Here is a 20,646-nt window from a genome sequence, read left to right as displayed (position 1 = left end):
GTGTAAACAATGTCAAATCTGTATAAATTAGTTATCAGGGAATGGTCCGAGGCGGACCGTCCCCGCGAGAAATTATTGAATCAGGGACGAAGGGCCCTTTCCGATGCGGAGCTACTGGCGATTCTGATCGGATCTGGTTCAATGGATGAAAGTGCCGTAGGACTTTGCCGGCGTATTTTAGCCGATGCCAACAATAGCCTGGATACACTTTCCAAGATGGAAGTCAATGAATTGAGTCGATATAAAGGCATTGGTGAGGCCAAAGCCATATCGATTATTGCAGCCTTGGAGCTGGCGCGGCGTAAGAAAGAATCTCCAGCAGAGGAAAGGAAGATTTTGAATAGCAGCAAGCGGGTGTATGATTTTATGAAACCAATCCTGCAGGACTTACCCCATGAGGAATTTTGGACACTCTATCTGAACACGGGATGCAAATTGTTGGATCAACAGCTTATTGGCCGTGGTGGAAATGATTTTACACCAGTCGATGTCCGAATTATTCTGAGAAATGCCCTCGCAATAAAAGCACATGCTATTGTGCTGGTTCACAACCATCCTTCAGGGACTTTGCAGCCTAGTAATGCTGACAGAATTCTGACGCAAAAAATTGTCGAAGCATCAAAAATTATGGATATTAGGGTAAACGATCACCTGATCTTTACAGACAATGGATATTATAGCTTCAGAGATGAAGATATAATCGATTAGCTATAGCAAATCTGATATGAGCAAAAATAGTATTGAGCGATTCACCGACAGGGTTGTGGATTATGAAAAATTCAGACCCAATTATCCTAAAGAAATTATTCAGATTCTTCAAGAAAAGATAGGTCTGAATAAAAGCTGGCTGGTGGCAGATATCGGCAGCGGTACCGGCTTATCCACTCAATTATTTTTAGAAAATGGAAATGATGTCTTCGCTGTGGAACCCAACCGGGAGATGCGTGAATCTTTGGTGCACCATTTTAAAACATACCGGAACTTAATTGCATTGAACGCCACGGCTGAGGATACGGCGATCGAGTCCGGTTGCGTAGATTTAATTTTCGCCGGACAATCTTTTCATTGGTTCAATCGGAGCGCCTGTTCCAAAGAATTTAATCGTATTCTTACCAAAACCGGTCATATTGTACTGGTCTGGAATCAACGTGATCCAGAAGATGCTTTCCAGCAGGAATACGAGCAGTTTTTACGCAATCATATTCCCAGCTATCAATCTGTCAGTCATAAAAATATAACCGATGAGGACCTCCGTAATTTTTTTGCCGATAGACCAATGACGAAGGTATCCTTGCCCAACCAACAAGTATTTGACCTGAAATCCTTTTTGGGAAGGGTAAGATCATCCTCTTATTTTCCTAAAGAGGCGCCGGAGAATAAAAATTTATACGATGACCTTCGCGCGTTGTTTGAAAAATATGCGATCTCTCAACGTATCGTGTTTCGATATATTACAGAGATTTATATCAGTTGAGATTAAGCGACCGGAATCTGTAGGGCTTCTTTTGTTGTATTTTTTCTTTTCCAGTTGAAAATGCGTCTGGTTGGGGAAGAATGATAGGGAAACACCAAAATGAGGAATACGAGGATCAGTCCTACAATAAACAATCCGTTATAACTGTCCCGAATGGCGAGCAAAGAGGCTTGTATCTGTACTGATTTGCCAATATTGGCTGATTGTAAAACCAGGCTATTCGTGTTATCTATGATGTTGGCCAGATGGCTTGTCTTGATGACCTGTTGTTGGTAATACCAATTGGCAATCGTATTGGTCCACACAACGGGTACCAAGAAGGAACGGGTCAGGATCAGAAAAACCAATCCAGATAGGTAATATTTGTTTGGAATATTACCCGCCATATATACACCTATGCCAATATACGATGTTATGACAGCGATCCCTCTTAAAATCATAGGCAGGTAAAATAGGCTGGTATGTATCTGTAGGCCGGCAATCTGTGCAAAGAAAAAGGATGATAATGCATAGCAAATGGCGGAAAAAGCTAAGATGAATTTACATTTTTTGGTAAACTTAAAGTATGCATACGAAATCAGTGCACCGATAAGATATCCGGGAATGACGTAGGTGTTTACCTTAGCGATTTCCAAAGGGTTTGTACCGAATGTAATTCCCAATAGGGAGGTATATAAGGATGTGGAACTATAGAAGATTCCGAATACAAAGATCGTTCCGACGGATATGGGTAAAGTTCGCGTTGAAAAAGCGTCAAAGTTCATCAGCGACTTTCGGATGATAACACTTCTATTTACAAAGAGAACAAGGAATAAAATTGCTGCTGTTCCCGTCAGTATAATCAATTTGGAATGAAACCAGTTTTGTGTTAATCCATAAGTACTAAAATAGGCTAAATTGAGCAGGGAAATGCAAAACAATATGCTCCCAAACCAGTCATACTGATAAAGAGGTACTTTTTTAAAGGTGGACGATTTCATGAAAATAATGCATAGCAACAAACCGATTGCTAATAATATATTCTGGAACAGGAATACAGTCTCCCAGTAGAATGTTGCCGCAAAAATGGTGGCTATATAATTTGCTATTGCCGGGATGACCATTGTCATCGGGTAGTAAACCGCATAAAGCTGGTAACGTTCTCCACGCGGCATTAAAAAAGGAATCATTTCCCCGATAATGGCCATGGTGACGATAATTTTGGCACTTCCAATAAAAAACGTAGCCATACAGATATTGATGCCATTGCTTGCATGTTCCAAAATTGCATTTGAAAAAAGGATGATGATGGTAGAAACAATCAATATCGTTTTTTTTGGGAAGAGCTTAATCAATCGAAACACTAAGGGAATTGCACAGACCATGCCTGCATAATAACAATATGTTGCCATATTGAGATCGGCGCTTATGCCCGCGTAACCGTTCATCACATAGGTATTGACTGACGATGGAATTCCATTATTAAAGGAAAATATAATGTTGAGCACAAACAAAAGGAATAGTTCCCATGCTGGGCTCAGCCAATCTCTGAAAATACGATCTTTCATGATTGAATTACTTTACACGTATGATAGCATTCATGCCCACCCGGAGAAGATCCATATCTCGTTTGGAGTTGGATGCTGTGAAATTGATACGGACAGGGATCCGTTGCTGAACCTTCACAAAGTTTCCTGTGGCGTTGTCAACAGGAACAGCCGAATACTTAGATCCCGTCGCTTCAGATATTGCAACCACTTTACCTTCAAAGGTTTTCCCTGGCAAAGCATCAATTTCTATGTTGACTTTTTTATCCATTGTGATGTTTTTCATTTGGCTTTCGGTGTAGTTTGCTGTTACCCATTTCTGTTCATCACGGATGATATTGACCAGCGGTGTACCATTTTGTACCAGTTGTCCCTCTTCGATATTCCGTCTGCCCAATACCCCATCATAAGGAGCGGTTATTACGGTATATGATAAATTCAATTCGGCTAAGCCTATCGCAGATTTGGCCTTTAGCAATGCAGCGTCATTAACGGATACTTTTTGTTCGGATTCATGGCTGTTGAGTTTGGATGTTTGTTGTTGAGCAAGCAGTGCTTTGTATTTGGCAGACATTGCTTCATACTCCGATTTTACCTGATCGAATTGATAACGGGTTACTGCCTCGTCTTTTACCAGACTCGCATACCTGTTGTAATTGGCTTCCATGTTGTCCAGCCTGGCCTTCATCTCCTCAATATTGGCATTGGCGATAACCGTACCAGTATTTGCAATGGCGATTCCGGACTGTGTTATGGTCTTGTTGGCTTTTGCATCGGCTAAGCTGGCTTTTGCATTCTGTAGCAAGATGCGATACTCTGAGTCGTCTATGATCACAAGTGTGTCGCCTTTGTGTACTTTTTGGTGTTCATCAAAACGTATGTCCTTAATATAGCCACTGATTCTTGAATTGATCGGTGTGATATGGGCATCTACTTGGGCATCATCTGTATAAACAGATTCATTGATGTGAAAGAAAATCATAATCCCCCATACAATCGTTGTGACAATGACTAAGGCCGATACACTATTGATTGTCCATATTCTTCTTCTTCGTTTAACTTCTTTTTCACTTAATGTTGAACTATTCATGGCTCGTTTTTACTATTCGTCTCGTACGGAAAAGTATCTCGTACGTTATGTTTGTTTACTGCTTATCAATAATAACAGTCAATTTTTCTAAAAATTCCGTGATCTCCGATACCTTGTGCTCCGTGATTTCTTTTAGGATTGCATGATAAAGATCTTGCTGTACAGGATTCAATAATTCCCTATAGGCGTCCCCTTTTAAGGTGAGCTCAATCAGGTTGTTCCGACGGTCATTGGGGTCACTCACACGTTTAACTAGGTCTCGTTTGCAGAGGTTGTCTATCAGTGGAGTCACACTCGCTTTGTTTTTTTGAATTGCAACAGCGATATCCTGTTGATTCATCCGTTCCTTTTTCCAAAGAGCCGCCAATACCTGCAACATCTCATAGGTGATATCCAATTGTTGCTCCTTGATTTTTTGGATATAATATTGTTTTAAGCTGGTTCTTAAAGCGATGATACTATCCACTAACGGTTTTACCGGGTTGGGCAATTCATTTTCCATGCAACAAAGTTAAATATGAAACAGTTAAATATCAAACTAATATGGGGCGATCGTTAAAAATATGTTAAAGATATGACGTGAACAGGTGTATGGCATTTTATTTGGAAGTGATTTAGGCACAAGTAAAAAAGATATGCTGAGAGTTGAATTGATATTCTTTAGACGCTGCTTATTTTTACTGCCAATTTTTGTATTTGCAAGTAGAGTAGATGGTCAGCAGCTTACTTCCTTTAATAATTGGGAGGAAAATTTCCCTATTGTAAATCGCTGGATAGATCCTTTTTTCCCTTTAAACATACAGTCTAATGTCGTTAATTTAGAACTAACGGGTGATAAAGGTAAGAAAGCTATCGCCAAGGAGGAAACGATGGATAAAGTTGATGTGGAGTCTGTTGATCTTTCTCATGGGACTGTTGCGCGTAGTAGACATCAAGGAAATATCAAGTATTCTTCTTCGCGTTCGGGGGCATTATATCGCGTTGCATTGGATAAGCAGACCGACGAACGGTATGACGGGAAGCCTGTTTTTGTCGATGCTAAGGGGGTAAAATATATAATTGACTCGAAATATAGAAAGCAAATTGTCAAATAATTGGATTGCTAAGTTAAAAGTCTGTTAAAAAAAATATTGTAAGGAAAATTTGGCATTTGTATTGTACTTTCACTTACAATTATTTAAATAACAATTGCGTTATGAAAACATTAAATCGTTTCAAAAAAATCACAGCTGCATTAGCTCTGATCGCTACATTTGGATTGGGACAATCCTATGCGCAAACAGCTCCTAAAAAAATGGAGAAAGAAGCCAAAAAGACAGAACAAAAAGCAAAACAAGTAAAGACAAAGGCGAACGAGACCGAAACGAAAGCTGCTCCAGCTAAGACGATGGAGAAGAAAGACGCAATGGCTAAGGAAAAATCTACGCAAACTAAAAAAGCCGCTGAAACCAAGGCCGCTCAGGTAGAGGCAAAAGAAAAAGCCGTCAAGAAAGAAGCAACAAAGACTCAGAAACAGGCCGCTGCCGTCAAAAAAGATGCCGTTACAACAGCTGACAAAGCCACAAGTGAAAAATATAATGGACATATCGTATATGTAGGTCCAAAAGGAGGTAAATATTACATCAATGGAAATGGTAATAAAACCTATATTTCTGATAAAAAATAATAACGAAAACGCATTATATACAAAACAAAAGCTGCATCCATGGGTGCAGCTTTTGTTTTGTATATAGTCAAGAAATGATCCCTAGCGTAAAATCTTGAGTAAATAATCCTTATCAAGGTAAAAAGCGTCTAAGCTTCCCCCATCTTCAAGGATAGTGCTGCTGATTTCCTTTTTATGCTGCTGAAGTGCCTGAATTTTATCTTCAACCGTATTTGGACTGATCAGGCGGACCGCGGTGACATTTTTTTGTTGGCCGATACGGTAGATCCGATCAATCGCCTGTTGTTCCACAGCCGGATTCCACCAGGGATCGACGAGATAGACCACATCTGCGGCAGTGAGATTAAGTCCTGTTCCTCCGGCCTTCAGGCTAATGAGAAAAACCCGGCTATCTTCATTCGATTGGAAATCATCGACAAGCTGTCCCCGGTTTCGCGACTGACCGGTGAGGGTCAGCGATGGTATCCCATTTTTATCCAACGCTTCTTTAATCAGGTGTAACATGCTGACAAACTGGGAGAACACGATGATTTTGTGCTGATCTTTTTTATGCTGGATTTGCTCGATCAGCATTTCAATCTTTGCTGAATCTTCGGCAGAAGTTAAATCTTCGCTCTGGAGCAATTTACTGGAATTGCAAATCTGTCGTAATTTGGTCAGACCTTTCAGAACATGCATCGGACTTTTCTTGATTTCATCCCCATCTTTAGCAGAGATAAACTCCCGAAATTCTTTTTCATAGAGATCATATATCCGTCGTTGTGCGGTTTTCATTTCGCAATAGAGTACCAATTCATTTTTTGCAGGAAGATCATCCAATACATCCCGTTTTGTTCTTCGAAGGATAAAGGGTTTTATTTTTTCCTTTAGCATCTTCTTTCTTTTGCGATCATGAAAAGCATCAATTGGTGTCGTATAGACGTCCTTAAAGTATTTTTTATTCCCCAATAAACCCGGAATGGCGAAAGAAAGCTGCGCAAACAAATCCATGGTATTATTCTCAATAGGTGTTCCTGTTAGTATGATACGATTTCGTGAGCGCAGTAAATTTACCGCTTTGTACCGCTGTGAATCCGGATTTTTTATGTGTTGAGACTCATCGAGTATAACATAATTGAAGGTCAGCTTCTTTAACCTATTGATGTCGGTCAGTAGATTGTGGTAAGAAATAAGTACGATATCGAGTTCTTCAAACTGGTCGCTTATGTCGCGTCGGTTTGGACCCTCTAGGACCAGTGTATTAAAAGAGGGCAAGAATTGCTCAATTTCGCGCTTCCAATTAAAAATCAGCGTCGTAGGCAGAACCAGCAATGTTGGCGTGGTAATGCCTTTTTCTTTTTGAGTGGCCAGAAAGGCAAGGATTTGAACTGTTTTTCCCAGCCCCATATCATCTGCCAGGCAGGCACCAAAATTTAATTTGTCCAAGAAGTTGAGCCATTGTAACCCTTGCTGCTGATAGTGACGTAAATTGCCGACAAAAATGTCCGGTAATTGCACTGGCGGGTAGGTTGATAGTGTCGAGAGCTGATTTCTTAAATAGTCGATCTCGACGGATACGTCATGATCGATATCCTCGTTGGAAAAGAGCTGGTCGATTTCATTAAACTTATATTTGGGAATCTGAATAAGTTCGTCTTCTATGATTTCCGCGGCGTTAAAATAGGCCTCAAATTTTTCCAACCATTCCTGAGGTAGGACACCAAGTGTGCCATCGTCTAGAGTAATAAATTGAGAACGATTGCGAACCGCTTTTTCCAGCTTCTTAAGCGAGACACTTTTGGGGCCAAATTTGACCTGGATATTTGCATTAAACCAATTTTGTCCACTTAATACCTCTATCTGTATTTTGCCTTTGAACCTACTCAATTTGTTGCCCCGTATGGTATTGAATCCAATGATTTGAATTCCGTGCTGATGCCACTCTTCAAATGCATTCAAAAACCAGTCTTTATCGAGAAAATATTTACGGTGTAAATAAAGGTGTTGAAAACTATCATCATCCAATTGCTCCTGAAAATAAGTATGCTGCTTGAGAAGCAGTGAGATGACTTTTGTTTCAGCCTCTTTTTTTCGTTCCACCAAAAATTGGGATCCTTTCGCATCGGTTCCAAATATGTTTCTTTTACTTAGGATAGGAACCTCAACATCACCGTAACGCATGACAGGAATGATGTTTACAAAATCTTCCGATTCTTCCAGGAAAATAAGTGCTTGCATATCCTGATAGTAGAGGTTTTCCTTCAGTTGCGGTTTATTCGCCTTGGGGACATCCTTAAAATTTAACGCTACCGAATTGGCCAGAGGAGCCAGAAATAATTCGTTAAACTCTTTAAATTTGTTGCGGTGTATGCGCAACTCATTTCCTTTGTTTCCAAATAAACGAATCAGTTTGAGATGAAGCTTATTCTCAACGAGATAAAGATGTTTTTTTAAGGCGATAAAGTGATCAAAAAGAATAGTTAGATCCTGTAGCTCGTAAGTGATTCCGTGAATGGATAATTCTCCTCTAATGCAATAGAAGAAACCGCTCTGTTCGATCAGCAATTTGATTTCGCCTTTATTCAGAGCGATTTGAATCGGAGATAAGGAAGTGGCTGTTATATTTTCTGCTTTTTCATAATCATGAAGGAAAAAATCCAGTCCCAAAGGATTTTTAGCAATGGCCCGCAGACTTCGGCCAGCGGGCGTATCTGTCTGTTGTAATGGTTGAGCTAATTGGCTGAGCGCCGCAAAAAACTGGGTTTCGTCAATGGTGTCCGTTTGCCAGATACGTGATTGGCTCTCCACTGTAGAAATGGGGTTTTTCGGCATACCCGATTTCGATAAGGGTGCCTGACATAGCAGGATCTGTAATTGTTTATAATAGCGATTACGTGTCAGTACAATGAAGCTATGCAGTTGTTCACTGTGAATTTTAGAGGGCCTTGTTTGTGGCTCCAAGAGATCAAAATCGTCTAGGGATGTAAGGTGTTTATCTTTGAGAACAAATTGCAGCTCTGCATCTATAACATGTGCCGAAAAATAGTTTTCTAACAAGGGTTCATGTTCCAAACCATATTGTACCGCAATCTTTTTTAAAAGATTGCGATACCGGTTAAAGTCAAAAAAACACAACCAGTTTTCTTGTCCGAATAGCCTTGTCAATGTCGCTTTCTGGTGATTACAGAAACCTGGCTCCGTACAATTGCAGAAAAGCGAAGTTACAGGTGATCTATGAACAAGCATCACCTGGAAATTTGTGTAATTTTCAAGAACTTGAAAAGTCGCCTGGTTGAATTCCATCTCTACGACACTGATTTGGATATTCGCCAAGGCGGTATCCATCCAGGGAAAATAAGAATAACGGCCTACTGTACCGAAATTTATTGTTGTCAATGTATATTGATGGAACTCCATATAGCACGATGTTAAAAATGAAAACTCATGCCACCATAATAATTTCGCAATGGCGCAGGATTGAAATACCGCCCACCAAAAGCATTGATATCATTGCCGAGACTATATTTTTGGTTTAGCAAATTGTCGGCACCAACAAAAAAATTGAGTTGATATCCTTGACCTATCGCTTTACTCCAGGATATTTTTCCCTGTAAGAGATGATAGCGCTTAGCATAGACTGTATTGGCATCATCCAAGGGTATTGCAGCGGTTAAATTCGAAAGAAGATCCAATCGAATTTGATAGGGGAAAAGAGCATTTAAGGTATTGACCCAAACTGTTTTCGGTACCGCTGTTAGTTTGTTGCCACTATAATCTTTCTCTCCCACCTTATAGTTTTTGAAAGCATAATTATTTAACGAAAAATTGCTTCCGACCTGTAAACTACGGATAAGTCCCGAAGACTTTGGGGTCATCAAGTAAGTCAATATAGCGGCTTCAATTCCCTTTTGGTCTATCTTTCCTGCATTCTGAAAATATTCTGCGCCCGTTTCACGTACTTGTCGAATAATAGCATCATTCATTTGATAACTGTATGCTGAGGCATCAAAAATAATTCGACGATTCCATAAATGCCATCGAACGCCAAATTCATGGTTGGTACCGGTCTCCGGCTTGAGGTTGTTATTAATTACATTGTCAGATGAGCGTACTTCTGCAATTGTTGGCGCAGAAAATCCTTTTGAGATTGAGGCCCGAAGGGCGAGCGTGGCTGTGGCTAGGTAGGAGACTGCTGCGCGTGGCATCCAGGTATTCCCAAAATTGATGTGCGCTTTATCCGCCTGGGCTACAGGATAGCGCTGTTGATAAGCAATTTTATTCTCATTGAGTCCGACGGATAATTCGACCTGAAGGCGTTCCAGCCAAGCCAACTGGGTGCGGGCAAAAAAAGATTGTTGGCTGTTTTCCAATTTATCTTTCGCTTGGGGATTACCGATATTGCCCTGATTATTATCGTAATTGTCAATATCGTACCATCCTTTTTGGGCTTCTAAACCAAATTGCAGTTCATATTTTACGTTTTTGCTGACCCGGTCGACATAGGATAGATATAGTCGTGTACCCAGATTCTTCTCATCCCTTTTTTCATAATTTGTGATAAAAGGATTTTTAATTTGGTTGGATGAACCGAATACATTGGCAAACAGGGTTAATTTAGAACTGATATTCGTTTGGTTACTCAGACCCCCGAAAAATGTTTTATCGTAAATTGCTGCTTTTTGTTCTGCAGCACCCGGGTTGGGACCGGCCTTGGGACGGGACTGCCGTCGGTCGTCATCCATTTGTGCGGCAGTCAGGCCACCGGGAGTCTGATAGCCCAGGTCAGTGTAGAATCCAGTAAATTTTAGTTCAGAATGTTTGGCATATTGCCAATTGTAGTTTAGCTGAATGTTCTTCTTATTCAGAGCTGAATGCTGTCGATACCCGTCACTACGCGTCCAACTTTGATTGATGGCCAACTGTTGTGTCTGGTTTAAGGGCAGTATGGCATTGAGCTGCTGTTGAAATAACCCATACGAACCTCCTGTTAGCTGTAGGTTGACTTCGGGCTCGGTCAAGGTATTATAACCTTTGCTATAGAGTGAAATTACACCACCGGCATTTGCACCATAAATGGAACCATCAGGACCTTTCAACACATTGATCTGGTCTATCGTGTAAGGGTCGATCAAGTTTAGGTAAGTGTTTCCACCTGCATCCGTGAGCGGAAAGTCATCCAGATAGATCTTTACATTACGTACACCGAATGGAGAACGCAGCATACTGCCACGCAGCGCCAGTCGGTAGCTCCCAGGGGAACGCTCTTCCATACGTAGTCCGGGTACCGTATTCATTACCGAGACAAACGTGGGCGATTGCTGCGATTGCAGCCGTTGCTGACTTAACACAGCCGCGGATGAGGTTAGTTTTAATAAAGGCTGTTTATTAAAATAAGCTTTAATTTCCACTTGTTCAAGCCTATTGTTGGTGCTGTCAGTCGTTTGTGCATATAATTTACCGCATAGACAAAGGGCGGCTAGTATGTAATTTCTTTTCATGGCTAATGGTTCGATCGGCTAGTCCGCAAATTCTTGGCTAAAGTAAATTTCAAAAACTTCTTTGGTCTTATTGTATTTTAAGCATTGGTAATTCGCATAGACTGAACTTGTCGGTATACACAGGGTATTAGCCATGGTATTTTTCGAAAAATCTTTGCTTAGGCATCCCTGTTGCAGATCGAAGTTGTTATTTTTTGAGATATCATCAACGGAGAATGCCTTGTCATCGATCAAGTAATTTGATTGACTTGAACGGATATAGTCTTCCTGATAGATCAATTCGGCTGCAATGCTATAATCTATTGTGCCATTGGTGTAGTAACAATCGGATTGCTGCAATAAATTGGATACATGTACATCCCGATACAATGTTTTAAACCGTTTGTCCTGCTGGTCAAAAAGAAGAATTTCAATTTGATATTTTTCTTTATCATAGACGACATAAGCATAATCATTTTCCTTGTTGCCAAAAATATCCCCATTTGTTTGAGCGAGTATATTAAGATTTGTATGACCCTCGAAATAATTTTTTTGACTCTCAGCTAGGCCTGCTTGCAGTTTTAGATGTAATTTTCCAAAGAGCCCCTCATCAGCCAATTTGACGAGCTCTTGTCGTTGCTGTTTAGCTGTCTCTTCGGTTCTTGGATTAGCATAGGTGGATGTATCAAGTAGAGGTTCCACTGTAATGGGACTTTCAGCTACCTGCTGATTTTGATTGTTGACCGCACTATCTTTTGTTGGGATATTTTGAGGATTAGATTGAATTGTCTGCTGACAGGAAGCAAACCCAAAAAGTAAAAAGTAGAGAAAAATTGTTTGTAAATTCATGCGTATTTATCTTCAATGGGGAACTCCGTCTATTGGATTTTAGACGAAGTCACAATATCGGCTAATTTAATGATTTTATAGAAAAGAAGTCTAGCCAGTTTCCATTAAATTAAAATGCTTCATTCAATCCAAGGAAGAATCCACGGGATCCATATTTTCCTATGGCGTAGTCCAAACAGAGATTTGTTCGGGTGGCTTTGTTAAATAGGACGCGTAATCCCGCGCCTCCTCCCGGTTGCCATCTTTCAAAAAGTTTTGTCCCTAATTCATCACTTGCACTTTGAAGATTAAAAAAAGCCGCACCGCTTAAAAAGCGATTTTTTAGAATTGGAAAGCGGTATTCCGTTTCGGCATAAGCAAAAGACAGCCCTTTGAAATAACCAATGGTATAACCACGGCCTGTTCTTACCGCGGCATCCCTTCCTGTTCCCGGCAGATCGAAGTAGGGGAGGACTCCCCCGAGTTTATAGGAACCCCAATACCAGAATGCAAGTACATGTGCCGGATCTGATTGCGATAAACTAAAATATTTACGAAAGTCAGTCGTAAGTTGGACGGCACTTTTGCTACTGCCCAGTAAGGTCGTGTTCCATCGCAGGCCAATGTCTGAATAGATTCCTTTATAAGGTCTGTTGGGATTATCACGCGTGGTATACTGCATATTCAGCAACAGCCCGTTTGAATTGTAGCTATCCGGAGCGAAACCGTGTTTTTCCGTATAAATGGTGTTTGGCGTAATATTTCCATTTGGACCACTACTCGTTATTTTTCGACGAAGATCGAATGCTAGCCCAGCTCCTAAAAACAAACCATCGGCAACCTTTTTATAAACCTTCTCGTTGAAAGTAAAGGCATTGTATTTAGCCCCATATTTTGTATGTTCGGGATTCGCAAGTATTTCCTCCTCTTCATTGTTCCATTTGCCATGTGGCGTCATACCCAGGCCCGCATCCAAAGCCACCATTTTAACCAAGGCAAAGGCCCCCTGAAAATTCAGTTTATTGTTAGGGGTAAATATATTGTGGCTAATGTAGAAAACCATGATGTTTTTTGTAGTAATGGATGCCGATGTTGCGGCGATTGACATGGTTGTCGTTTTCGGATCGCCCAATACTTTTCCGGCAACGGCCTTTACACCTATTTGTCCACCAATCGTCGGGTTATAAGCAATATTTGGCATCAGAGTGATCGGCGAACGTTTGCTGGATCGTTCCTTTTTACGTTTGGGGTGAATAATCCGGCCGATCAAATCGGAGATATCATATTGACTCGCCAGAATCGAATCGCGTTGTTTTTTATAGAATGAAGTGGAATCTATTTCAGATTGAGCTACAAGGGTATTGGATACCAGCAGGAAGCACGATAGGAAAAGACAGAAAGTGAATAAATAGTGATGACGTAAACGTTGCTGCATGCCTTCGGGTTTATCTTAGATCTAAACGTCAAAAATATTAAAATGTTTTCTAAAAGGATAAAGCCAATTCCATAAAGCATTGATTGGTGTTAGCTAATAGCGGTGGAGCTGTATGCTTGTATTGCTCAGATGCTGCCGAAGAAGAGTGCGACTGGAGCAATTCCTAGCGATAGGACAGAATCAGATAATTAAACTTGGAAGTAAGCGCAAATTTATCTTAGTTTTGATTATTTAATTCGGAGATATGATCAGACAAAATATCTATCGCTGCGGTTTGGCTTTACTATTGATGACAAGCTTAGCACATGCGCAGGAACTCTATACACCCAGAAATATTAAACAAGCCATTGAAAAAGGTACACGGACCACCACGGGAGAGCCCGGTAAAAATTACTGGCAAAACTTTGGAAAATACGATGTAAAGGTACAATTGGATCCGACGACGAGGACTGTTCGTGGAAATGAGACAATTTTATATACCAACAACAGCCCCGATACATTGAAGCAGTTGGCTATCCGGTTTGTGAATAACGTACACAAGCCTAATGCCGTTCGTGCTAACTATGCCTCGGATAATTATTTGACCTCGGGGTTGAAAATAAAATCATTCACGCTCAATGGACAGGTTTATGAGGTAAATAGTGCAGACTGGGGCACGGTCAAACTTGGTGATTTTGGGCAGAAAATTCTTCCGGGAGCAGTGGCGACCCTAGCGATCAGCTGGGAATACCCCTTATCGGTTGAGAGCGACCGCGATGGCATGCTCAATGCGTCTACTTTCTATTGTGCTTATTCCTATCCTCGTGTATCTGTCTATGATGATTATAATGGTTGGGACGTTTTGGAGCATAACGGTAGGCAGGAGTTCTATAATGGTTTCAATGATTATCAGTTTGAAATTGCTGTACCTAAGAATTTTGTTGTATGGGCCACTGGAGAGCTTCAGAATGCGGCGGAAGTATTACAGAAGCCTATTTTAGAACGCTTTGACCAATCGAAACAGCGTGATGAGCCTATCCATGTTGCTACAGCCTCCGAGATGAAGGAGGGCAGGGTAACTGCACAACAAGAATGGAATAAGTGGAAGTTTAAAGCAACCTATGTTCCTGACTTTTGTTTCAGCGTGAGTGACAATTATATTTGGGACGCGGCCAGTGTAGACTTGGGAACGAAGCGCGTCAGTATACAATCCAGCTATGTTGCTGGTACACCCGATTTTGAACAATACATTGGCTGGCAGCAATACTGTATTGAATGGTTTTCGAAAAACTGGCCCGGAGTGACCTATCCCTATCCAACGATGACAGCAGTACAGGGATTTGCGGATATGGAATACCCAATGATGATCAATGATTCAAGTGTGCCCGATAATTTTGTTGATGCTCGACAAACAGCAGATCATGAGATCGCCCATACCTATTTCCCTTTTTATATGGGAATCAATGAGACCCGATATGGGTATATGGATGAAGGCTGGGCTACGGCTCTCGAATTTTGGATCGGTAATGCGGAGATTGGCGCCGAAAAAAATAAGGAGCTGTTTAAAGATTCGCGTGTGAAACGATATATCTTTGATCCATCGACCGAGGAGGATCAACCATTGATTACCATGACTTCACAACTGAATGGTCTGGGTTATGGAAATAATGCTTATATCAAAGCCGCTTTATCGTATATCGCGCTACGGGATTATCTTGGTGATACGCAGTTCAAAAAAGCGCTACATCATTATATGGATCTTTGGCATGGTAAACATCCAACACCATGGGATTTCTTTTATAGTATCAATGCCGGAGCTGGTCAGAATTTAAATTGGTTTTGGAAGAACTGGTATTTTACCAATAATTATATTGATTTAAAGGTGGATAACTTTAAGCAGTCTGGGAATAAAAACACCTTGTTGATCACAAACGCAGGGGGATTTGCGATTCCTTTTGATGTCTTGATCACCTATACAGACGGCACTTTGGAAACAAAACATCAAACACCTGTAATTTGGCAACACAATGAAAGACAGGCAATAGTCAGTTGGTCATCTTCAAAGAAAGTGAAGAAAATTACGTTGGATGGTGGTGTTTTTATGGATTACACCGCCAAAGATAATGAATGGGAAGTTGTAAAATAACAACGTTATTTGTGTCAATCTCGTAATAAGATGGAGATTGACACAATTCCTGCTAAATTTATAGCTGAACATGCTCTGATAATGAAATTGTTGTACGGTTAGGTCAGCCCCCAAATATAAAGTCGATGTTTTTGTTGCTGATGATTTCAGCGCGGAATATCCTTTACTATATGGATGGAAAACTTTAAAATAATCAACTTGACGAATCAATTGTCTGTTTTATTGAAAATTGTCAATAGTTCTGAAGGTCAGATTCACGCGCGGCATAAATACCTTTTTTGTAGGGGGGAGGCGGTGCAACCAATAAGTCTGTGTGAGATCTTTCATGACCAAGAGGCTACCATTTCCCAAAATAAGATCTATCTTTTCTTTTGTTGTCTTGTGCTTGAATGCAAACTTTCTTTCGGCTCCAAAACTTAATGAAGCAATTGCGCCATTTTTCTTCAGGTCTTTTTCTCCGTCACTATGCCAGGCCATACCTTCATCACCATTGTGATATAGATTCAATAAACAAGAATTATAAGTTTCTTGGGTTTTTAATTCTGCAAGTGCTTTTAGTTCGAGTAGTTCTTTTGTCCAAGGGAGAGCCCTTTTTGTGGTATTAGAATAGCTATATTCAAAGGCCTGCTCGCCGTACCAAGCAACTTTGCGTTTGGTGATAATTTCATTTCCAAAAATAATAGCGCGATCATTTACCCATTCGATGGAATCCATTAGCCGGTCAAAATAGTGATCCGCTTGCGTTTGATCTAGTATTTTACCGTAGTAATTGACTGTCCCGTCATAGGGCAATATGTTTTTATTTCCATCAAAAAGATTGTCGAAGAGTTCCATGATATCCTTGCTGTTTTGTTTTCTCATATCGCTGCGTGGAGGCTTTCCCAACCAATCATCGCTGTTTTTCGCATCGGATCCCAACGATAACCGCCAAATATTCCACTGTTTTGAATAACCCGATGGCAGGGGATCAGATAAGCAATCGGATTGCTGCCGACGGCGGTACCCACAGCACGTGAAGCCTTGGGGTTTCCAATCTGAGACGCGATTGAACCGTAAGTACTTAAGTTGCCCATGGGGATTTTTAACAATGCTTCCCATACTTTCAGTTGAAATTCCGTCCCCTTGAGATGCAATTTCACCTGACCAATGTCATTATTCTGTGGATTTAATGCTTTCAGTGCATTCTCGTGCATGATGTCTCCTTGCTGTATAAATTTGGCATTTTGAAAACGGTTTTGGAGTGTCTTGAGCGCAGAGTCTTTATCTTCTTCGTATGCAATATGGCAAATGCCCTTTGAGGTAGAAGCGATAATGATAGGACCAAAAAGCGTTTCATAATAATGATAAGAAATGAGCAAGTTGGCGCCTTCATTCTTGTACTCAGCAGGTGTCATTCCTTCGATATTGATAAACAGTTCGTGTAGCCTGCTGCTACTAGAGAGTCCGAGCTGAAAGGTGGTTTCTGCAATATTGTTTTCCTTCAATAGTGATTTGGCGTGATTTAAACTGATATATTGCAAGAACTTCTTTGGGCTTGTGCCTGCCCAGGAGGTAAACATCCGTTGAAAATGAGCTTCACTCATGTAGACATGAGAAGCGATCTGCCCTAATGTGGGTTGAGTTCTAAAATTTTCCTGTAAGAAATGTATGGCCTTAGCGATACGTTGAAAATCTACTTCTTGTTGAATAGTCATGATTGTCCATTTAGTGTATACAAAGGTGCTAAGAAGAAGAAGCTTATAAAATCCGATTTATGCTATATTGAACGAATGCTAGGAAGTTTTATCCGAATGTCCCAATGATTTTTCAGGAGCAACAATATCCCGAATCAATTGTTTTAGCTCCTTTATTTCCGGAAATCGGCCGGCTCTCTTTCGATCGAAGATTTCTTTGCTGTCTATGCGTATAGTATAGCGTCCTGAAATTTCACTCGGAATAAGCAGGACCCCGTGGATATCTTCGGTGAATGAGCTCAGGATCTCTTGGGACATATAGGCCGCACGCAACATCCAATTGCATTTTGGACAGTATTCGATTTCGATAACAGGTTTTGTTGCCATGATTTAAATTAAGCGATTATACATTCTATCTATAAGACAAATGTAGCTATCTCCCTGTTGCCATCAAAACAGCATGGTAGGAAATCCGTTAACCTTATGGAGAAATGTTTTTTTCTATTAACCGATTTTTAATGAGGTCATAGTGAGGGAACCTGCTACAGAATTGTCATTAAACAAAAATAAATCTTCATTTTTTTCCTGTAAAGCTAGACTATAGATTAGAGGAAGATAGTGCTCCGGCGTAGGGATTGCCAGGTCAAACTCTTTCCCCTGCTGCCTGAAATCGATTAAAGCCTGATGATTACCATCCAGAATAAACTTTTTCATCTTATCATTGGCAAGGGTAGCCCACTCGTAAGCATATCCTGTTGTATTGAGTTTATCCCAGGCAACCATGCTGAGATTGTGGACCATATTTCCACTTCCAATAATCAAGACACCTTTTTTTCGCAGTTCAGCCAGCTGTTGTGCAATTTCATAGTGATAGGAAGCAGGTTGAGAATAGTCTATACTCATCTGAATAATAGGAACATCAGCATTGGGATATAAGTGTTTGACAACAGACCAGGAGCCGTGGTCCAGTCCCCATTTATCGTCGAGATGAACTTCTGTTTTTGTGACGATGCGCTGTGTCTCATGAGCTAACGCGGGGCTTCCGGGAGCAGGGTATTGTACGTTAAACAAAGCTTGCGGGAAACCGCCAAAATCATGGATTGTAGCCGGATGCTCCATGGCGGTAACAAATGTTCCACGTGTCTCCCAGTGCGCCGAGATCACTAAAATTGCTTTCGGTTTTTCGAATGTCTGTCCTATTTTTCTGAACCCTTGGACAAACTCATTGTCCTCAATGGCATTCATGGGGCTTCCGTGTCCTAAAAAGAGAACCGGAAATTTGTCTGTAGCAGCAAGGTCAGTAGACAATTTACGTAATGAACTTGCGGGGCTTGCTATGCCTGATAGGGGGAGTGTTGCCATAATTTTGATAAAATCCTTTCTACGCATTTGAATGATACGAATAGCGTTAATTATTAGCACAAAATTAGGCAGTCTGGGGCGGTACTAGGTATTGTTTTTTTGCCAAATTGTTGTATTATTCGGAAATCAGCTTCTGAATCTCATTTCTAAATTCAGATGGGGTCATTCCAGCTTTCTTTTTAAAAACATTGGTGAAATAAGCCTTTTCCTGATAGCCTAATTCAAAGCCTATTTCTGAAATGGTCTTATTTGTTGTTAGCAGCAGATTTTTGGCTTCGATCAGTTTTCTTGTTTCGATGATTTCCGACACACTTTGTTGTAATATACTTTGGCAGATCAGGTTTAAATTACGCGCAGACATAAAAAGTTTTTCAGCGTAATAGTTTACGCCTTCCGGTCGGCGATAATTCTCTTCCAGTATGGATAGAAAACTGGTGAATGTTGTACTTTGGTTTTTTAATTGCTGCTGTGTGGCGGGGAATTGTTTTTTTCGCTCAGACTCGATCATAATAAATATAGTACTTAACAGCTGCTTGATCACCGCATAGTCAACTACGGTTTGTTGTGTTTCCTGTTGAATCATTTGGCACAGGATAACCAACCTGGAAAAACAAAGGGGTTGAAAAAAAGTCAATGTTGCATTTTCATGAAAATGTGCATAGAGCTGGAAGGTAGTTTCGGGGATGAATTCGCTTTTAAATCGGATAACCCAAAAGTCGATCTCTTGATTCAGCAGGAGAGGTGTTACCCGGTGATTTTTACCCTGTGCGATAAAACTGACGAAAGGAGCAGTATATGTTTTCGCTTTAAAATCAATGAAATGTTCTAACTGTCCCTTTACACCAACAATCAGTTCTTCGAAATCATGTTTGTGTATTTCATTTTTCGACTCTTGGATGCGCAGTGCTTCTTTGGCATCGATTTGATATATTTTGAAAAGTGCGTTCAAAATGATGCAGGTATTAAATATTCATGTTAATGATCAAGTATCCTTACTAATGTACGGCTTAATTTGTATTTTTTTTCAATTGCTTTTCCGAAAAACAGCGATTCCCTTTTCCGAAAACAGCGATTCCGATAGTGAGCCCGCATGTATGGTGTATTTTTGTCCAATTCCAGAGAAGGAGTGAAGTTCTTTTGCTTCTGCTGGGCAACTTGCGATCTTTGAATAGAGTTTTGGTCATACCTTATTCGCCCCCTGTTAGGAATATCCCTGTCCATTCCTTAATGTTTCTTTATTGTTTACCTATCCAAAGAACAGGCAATCAAAAGGGGAAAAGTAGAATGGATAGGTAAAAAGTAGGCAAAAGCCGAAGGGGATGGCAAGAATGTGCAAACAAACCCCGGAAGAAAGATGCTTTTGCCCATATGGATCCCAGGTTTGGTATTTTTTAGGGATGAGTCCAATATTAAATTAGTAATAGTCTACTATTAGGTTAGGGTAAAGTTAGGTTTAGTTTAGCTTTTCCCTAAACTAAACCTAACCAATACCTAAACTAAACCTAAACAAACCCTAACTAAACTACGAATTTCTGCTGACCTTTGATGACACGCTTTTGCCTTGCTTTTCTGCGGTCTCCTCGGTTTGTGGCTGCGGTTTTTATGCCTGTCTACCGTTCCATATCTTCTGATCCGGGAGATCCGGCCCATCGGATTTTTTTCTGCTTTTTACGGTCTGTTTCCGGTTACGGTTTTTCTGCTGTGTCCATGTCATTCGATCTTTCCATCCCGGGTTCGGGGTATCCCTAATGTTTTCTATTAGCCAGTGCTGTGCTTTTGGGCTAACAACTATTAGGGAGTCAGTACCCCAATCAAAAGAATAAGCGAAAGCTGCCCGGAAGCCTTTTCTACAGCCCTCCGGCCAGTTGCGGGGAAAAACAATCGGTCAAGTTTCCAGTGAGTTACAGACATATTGAAATAAATAAGAACAAAAGGCTTGGAAGTTTGTTAGTAAACTCCCTATCTTTGCACCACTCCGCAAGGGAGGCAGGGTTACTTCGAAAGAGGGAAC

Annotated in this window: 17 protein-coding genes; 5 read left to right on the top strand and 12 right to left on the bottom strand. The window is 40.7% G+C overall.

Features of this window, described 5'->3' with window-relative positions:
* Positions 1-9: 9 nt before the first annotated feature.
* Both radC and HMAT_RS26150 read left to right on the top strand, forming a co-directional pair.
* Positions 10-708, top strand: a complete 699-nt coding sequence (gene radC, locus HMAT_RS26155) for a DNA repair protein RadC (protein WP_104385785.1) — start codon at positions 10-12, stop codon at positions 706-708.
* Between the two features lie 16 nt (positions 709-724).
* On the top strand, positions 725-1,474 hold the full coding sequence (locus HMAT_RS26150; RefSeq protein ID WP_104385784.1) for a class I SAM-dependent methyltransferase: 750 nt from the start codon (positions 725-727) through the stop codon (positions 1,472-1,474).
* Positions 1,475-1,476: 2 nt separating this feature from the next.
* Here the strand turns inward: HMAT_RS26150 and HMAT_RS26145 are convergent, their stop codons facing one another.
* From HMAT_RS26145 to HMAT_RS26135, 3 genes are read right to left on the bottom strand one after another with little or no spacing between them, the layout of a single operon-like run.
* Entirely contained in the window at positions 1,477-3,021 is a 1,545-nt protein-coding gene (locus tag HMAT_RS26145; RefSeq protein WP_104385783.1) for an MFS transporter, read from the bottom strand.
* Positions 3,022-3,028: 7 nt separating this feature from the next.
* Positions 3,029-4,090, bottom strand: coding sequence for an HlyD family secretion protein (locus HMAT_RS26140; RefSeq protein WP_104385782.1), 1,062 nt, complete (start codon positions 4,088-4,090; stop codon positions 3,029-3,031).
* A 55-nt stretch (positions 4,091-4,145) separates the two neighbouring features.
* On the bottom strand, positions 4,146-4,592 hold the full coding sequence (locus HMAT_RS26135; RefSeq protein ID WP_104385781.1) for a MarR family winged helix-turn-helix transcriptional regulator: 447 nt from the start codon (positions 4,590-4,592) through the stop codon (positions 4,146-4,148).
* A gap of 133 nt (positions 4,593-4,725) precedes the next feature.
* Here HMAT_RS26135 and HMAT_RS26130 point away from each other — a divergent pair, with 133 nt between their 5' ends.
* Together HMAT_RS26130 and HMAT_RS26125 are read left to right on the top strand one after the other, a co-directional pair.
* Entirely contained in the window at positions 4,726-5,184 is a 459-nt protein-coding gene (locus HMAT_RS26130; protein ID WP_104385780.1) for a hypothetical protein, read from the top strand.
* A 101-nt stretch (positions 5,185-5,285) separates the two neighbouring features.
* On the top strand, positions 5,286-5,756 hold the full coding sequence (locus HMAT_RS26125; RefSeq protein ID WP_104385779.1) for a hypothetical protein: 471 nt from the start codon (positions 5,286-5,288) through the stop codon (positions 5,754-5,756).
* Between the two features lie 81 nt (positions 5,757-5,837).
* Here the strand turns inward: HMAT_RS26125 and HMAT_RS26120 are convergent, their stop codons facing one another.
* The 4 genes from HMAT_RS26120 to HMAT_RS26105 form a co-directional block, all read right to left on the bottom strand.
* Complete coding sequence (locus HMAT_RS26120; protein ID WP_104385778.1) at positions 5,838-9,152, bottom strand: DEAD/DEAH box helicase; 3,315 nt, start codon at positions 9,150-9,152, stop codon at positions 5,838-5,840.
* Between the two features lie 11 nt (positions 9,153-9,163).
* The gene (locus HMAT_RS26115) at positions 9,164-11,233 is read right to left on the bottom strand and encodes a TonB-dependent receptor (RefSeq protein ID WP_104385777.1); all 2,070 of its coding nucleotides are present in this window, start codon (positions 11,231-11,233) and stop codon (positions 9,164-9,166) included.
* A gap of 18 nt (positions 11,234-11,251) precedes the next feature.
* Complete coding sequence (locus HMAT_RS26110; RefSeq protein WP_104385776.1) at positions 11,252-12,061, bottom strand: hypothetical protein; 810 nt, start codon at positions 12,059-12,061, stop codon at positions 11,252-11,254.
* A 109-nt stretch (positions 12,062-12,170) separates the two neighbouring features.
* Complete coding sequence (locus tag HMAT_RS26105; protein WP_104385775.1) at positions 12,171-13,475, bottom strand: BamA/TamA family outer membrane protein; 1,305 nt, start codon at positions 13,473-13,475, stop codon at positions 12,171-12,173.
* 244 nt (positions 13,476-13,719) lie between these two features.
* Between HMAT_RS26105 and HMAT_RS26100 the strand changes: the two genes are divergently transcribed.
* Positions 13,720-15,600, top strand: a complete 1,881-nt coding sequence (locus HMAT_RS26100; protein ID WP_158656160.1) for a M1 family metallopeptidase — start codon at positions 13,720-13,722, stop codon at positions 15,598-15,600.
* 219 nt (positions 15,601-15,819) lie between these two features.
* On the opposite strand, the gene HMAT_RS26095 is transcribed toward HMAT_RS26100, so the two are convergent.
* The 5 genes from HMAT_RS26095 to HMAT_RS26075 all read right to left on the bottom strand — a co-directional run bounded on the left by HMAT_RS26095 (position 15,820) and on the right by HMAT_RS26075 (position 19,584).
* Positions 15,820-16,461: an alpha-ketoglutarate-dependent dioxygenase AlkB gene (locus HMAT_RS26095; protein WP_371412064.1), complete on the bottom strand. Its 642-nt coding sequence runs from the start codon at positions 16,459-16,461 to the stop codon at positions 15,820-15,822.
* A complete protein-coding gene (locus tag HMAT_RS26090) occupies positions 16,458-17,294 on the bottom strand; it encodes a methylated-DNA--[protein]-cysteine S-methyltransferase (protein WP_199768774.1) in 837 nt (278 codons plus the stop codon). The genes HMAT_RS26095 and HMAT_RS26090 overlap by 4 nt, the downstream gene beginning before the upstream one ends.
* Before the next feature lie 78 nt (positions 17,295-17,372).
* A complete protein-coding gene (locus HMAT_RS26085; protein ID WP_104385774.1) occupies positions 17,373-17,660 on the bottom strand; it encodes a SelT/SelW/SelH family protein in 288 nt (95 codons plus the stop codon).
* A gap of 117 nt (positions 17,661-17,777) precedes the next feature.
* Positions 17,778-18,635 (bottom strand): 4,5-DOPA dioxygenase extradiol, encoded by an 858-nt coding sequence (gene ygiD, locus HMAT_RS26080; protein WP_199768773.1) that lies wholly within the window; start codon positions 18,633-18,635, stop codon positions 17,778-17,780.
* Positions 18,636-18,750: 115 nt separating this feature from the next.
* Positions 18,751-19,584, bottom strand: coding sequence for an AraC family transcriptional regulator (locus HMAT_RS26075; RefSeq protein WP_104385772.1), 834 nt, complete (start codon positions 19,582-19,584; stop codon positions 18,751-18,753).
* Positions 19,585-20,646 lie beyond the last annotated feature (1,062 nt).

The sequence above is a fragment of the Sphingobacterium sp. HMA12 genome, from assembly GCF_002933815.1.
Classification (GTDB): Bacteria; Bacteroidota; Bacteroidia; order Sphingobacteriales; family Sphingobacteriaceae; genus Sphingobacterium.
This window is presented reverse-complemented; position numbering and strand designations above follow the sequence as displayed.

Excerpts from the sequence above, each read along its gene's own strand:
- radC (WP_104385785.1), top strand. The coding sequence starts at position 10 with ATGTCAAATCTGTATAAATTAGTTATCAGGGAATGGTCCGAGGCGGAC.
- HMAT_RS26150 (WP_104385784.1), top strand. The coding sequence starts at position 725 with ATGAGCAAAAATAGTATTGAGCGATTCACCGACAGGGTTGTGGATTAT.
- HMAT_RS26145 (WP_104385783.1), bottom strand. The coding sequence starts at position 3,021 with ATGAAAGATCGTATTTTCAGAGATTGGCTGAGCCCAGCATGGGAACTA.
- HMAT_RS26140 (WP_104385782.1), bottom strand. The coding sequence starts at position 4,090 with ATGAATAGTTCAACATTAAGTGAAAAAGAAGTTAAACGAAGAAGAAGA.
- HMAT_RS26135 (WP_104385781.1), bottom strand. The coding sequence starts at position 4,592 with ATGGAAAATGAATTGCCCAACCCGGTAAAACCGTTAGTGGATAGTATC.
- HMAT_RS26130 (WP_104385780.1), top strand. The coding sequence starts at position 4,726 with ATGCTGAGAGTTGAATTGATATTCTTTAGACGCTGCTTATTTTTACTG.
- HMAT_RS26125 (WP_104385779.1), top strand. The coding sequence starts at position 5,286 with ATGAAAACATTAAATCGTTTCAAAAAAATCACAGCTGCATTAGCTCTG.
- HMAT_RS26120 (WP_104385778.1), bottom strand. The coding sequence starts at position 9,152 with ATGGAGTTCCATCAATATACATTGACAACAATAAATTTCGGTACAGTA.
- HMAT_RS26115 (WP_104385777.1), bottom strand. The coding sequence starts at position 11,233 with ATGAAAAGAAATTACATACTAGCCGCCCTTTGTCTATGCGGTAAATTA.
- HMAT_RS26110 (WP_104385776.1), bottom strand. The coding sequence starts at position 12,061 with ATGAATTTACAAACAATTTTTCTCTACTTTTTACTTTTTGGGTTTGCT.
- HMAT_RS26105 (WP_104385775.1), bottom strand. The coding sequence starts at position 13,475 with ATGCAGCAACGTTTACGTCATCACTATTTATTCACTTTCTGTCTTTTC.
- HMAT_RS26100 (WP_158656160.1), top strand. The coding sequence starts at position 13,720 with ATGATCAGACAAAATATCTATCGCTGCGGTTTGGCTTTACTATTGATG.
- HMAT_RS26095 (WP_371412064.1), bottom strand. The coding sequence starts at position 16,461 with ATGAGAAAACAAAACAGCAAGGATATCATGGAACTCTTCGACAATCTT.
- HMAT_RS26090 (WP_199768774.1), bottom strand. The coding sequence starts at position 17,294 with ATGACTATTCAACAAGAAGTAGATTTTCAACGTATCGCTAAGGCCATA.
- HMAT_RS26085 (WP_104385774.1), bottom strand. The coding sequence starts at position 17,660 with ATGGCAACAAAACCTGTTATCGAAATCGAATACTGTCCAAAATGCAAT.
- ygiD (WP_199768773.1), bottom strand. The coding sequence starts at position 18,635 with ATGGCAACACTCCCCCTATCAGGCATAGCAAGCCCCGCAAGTTCATTA.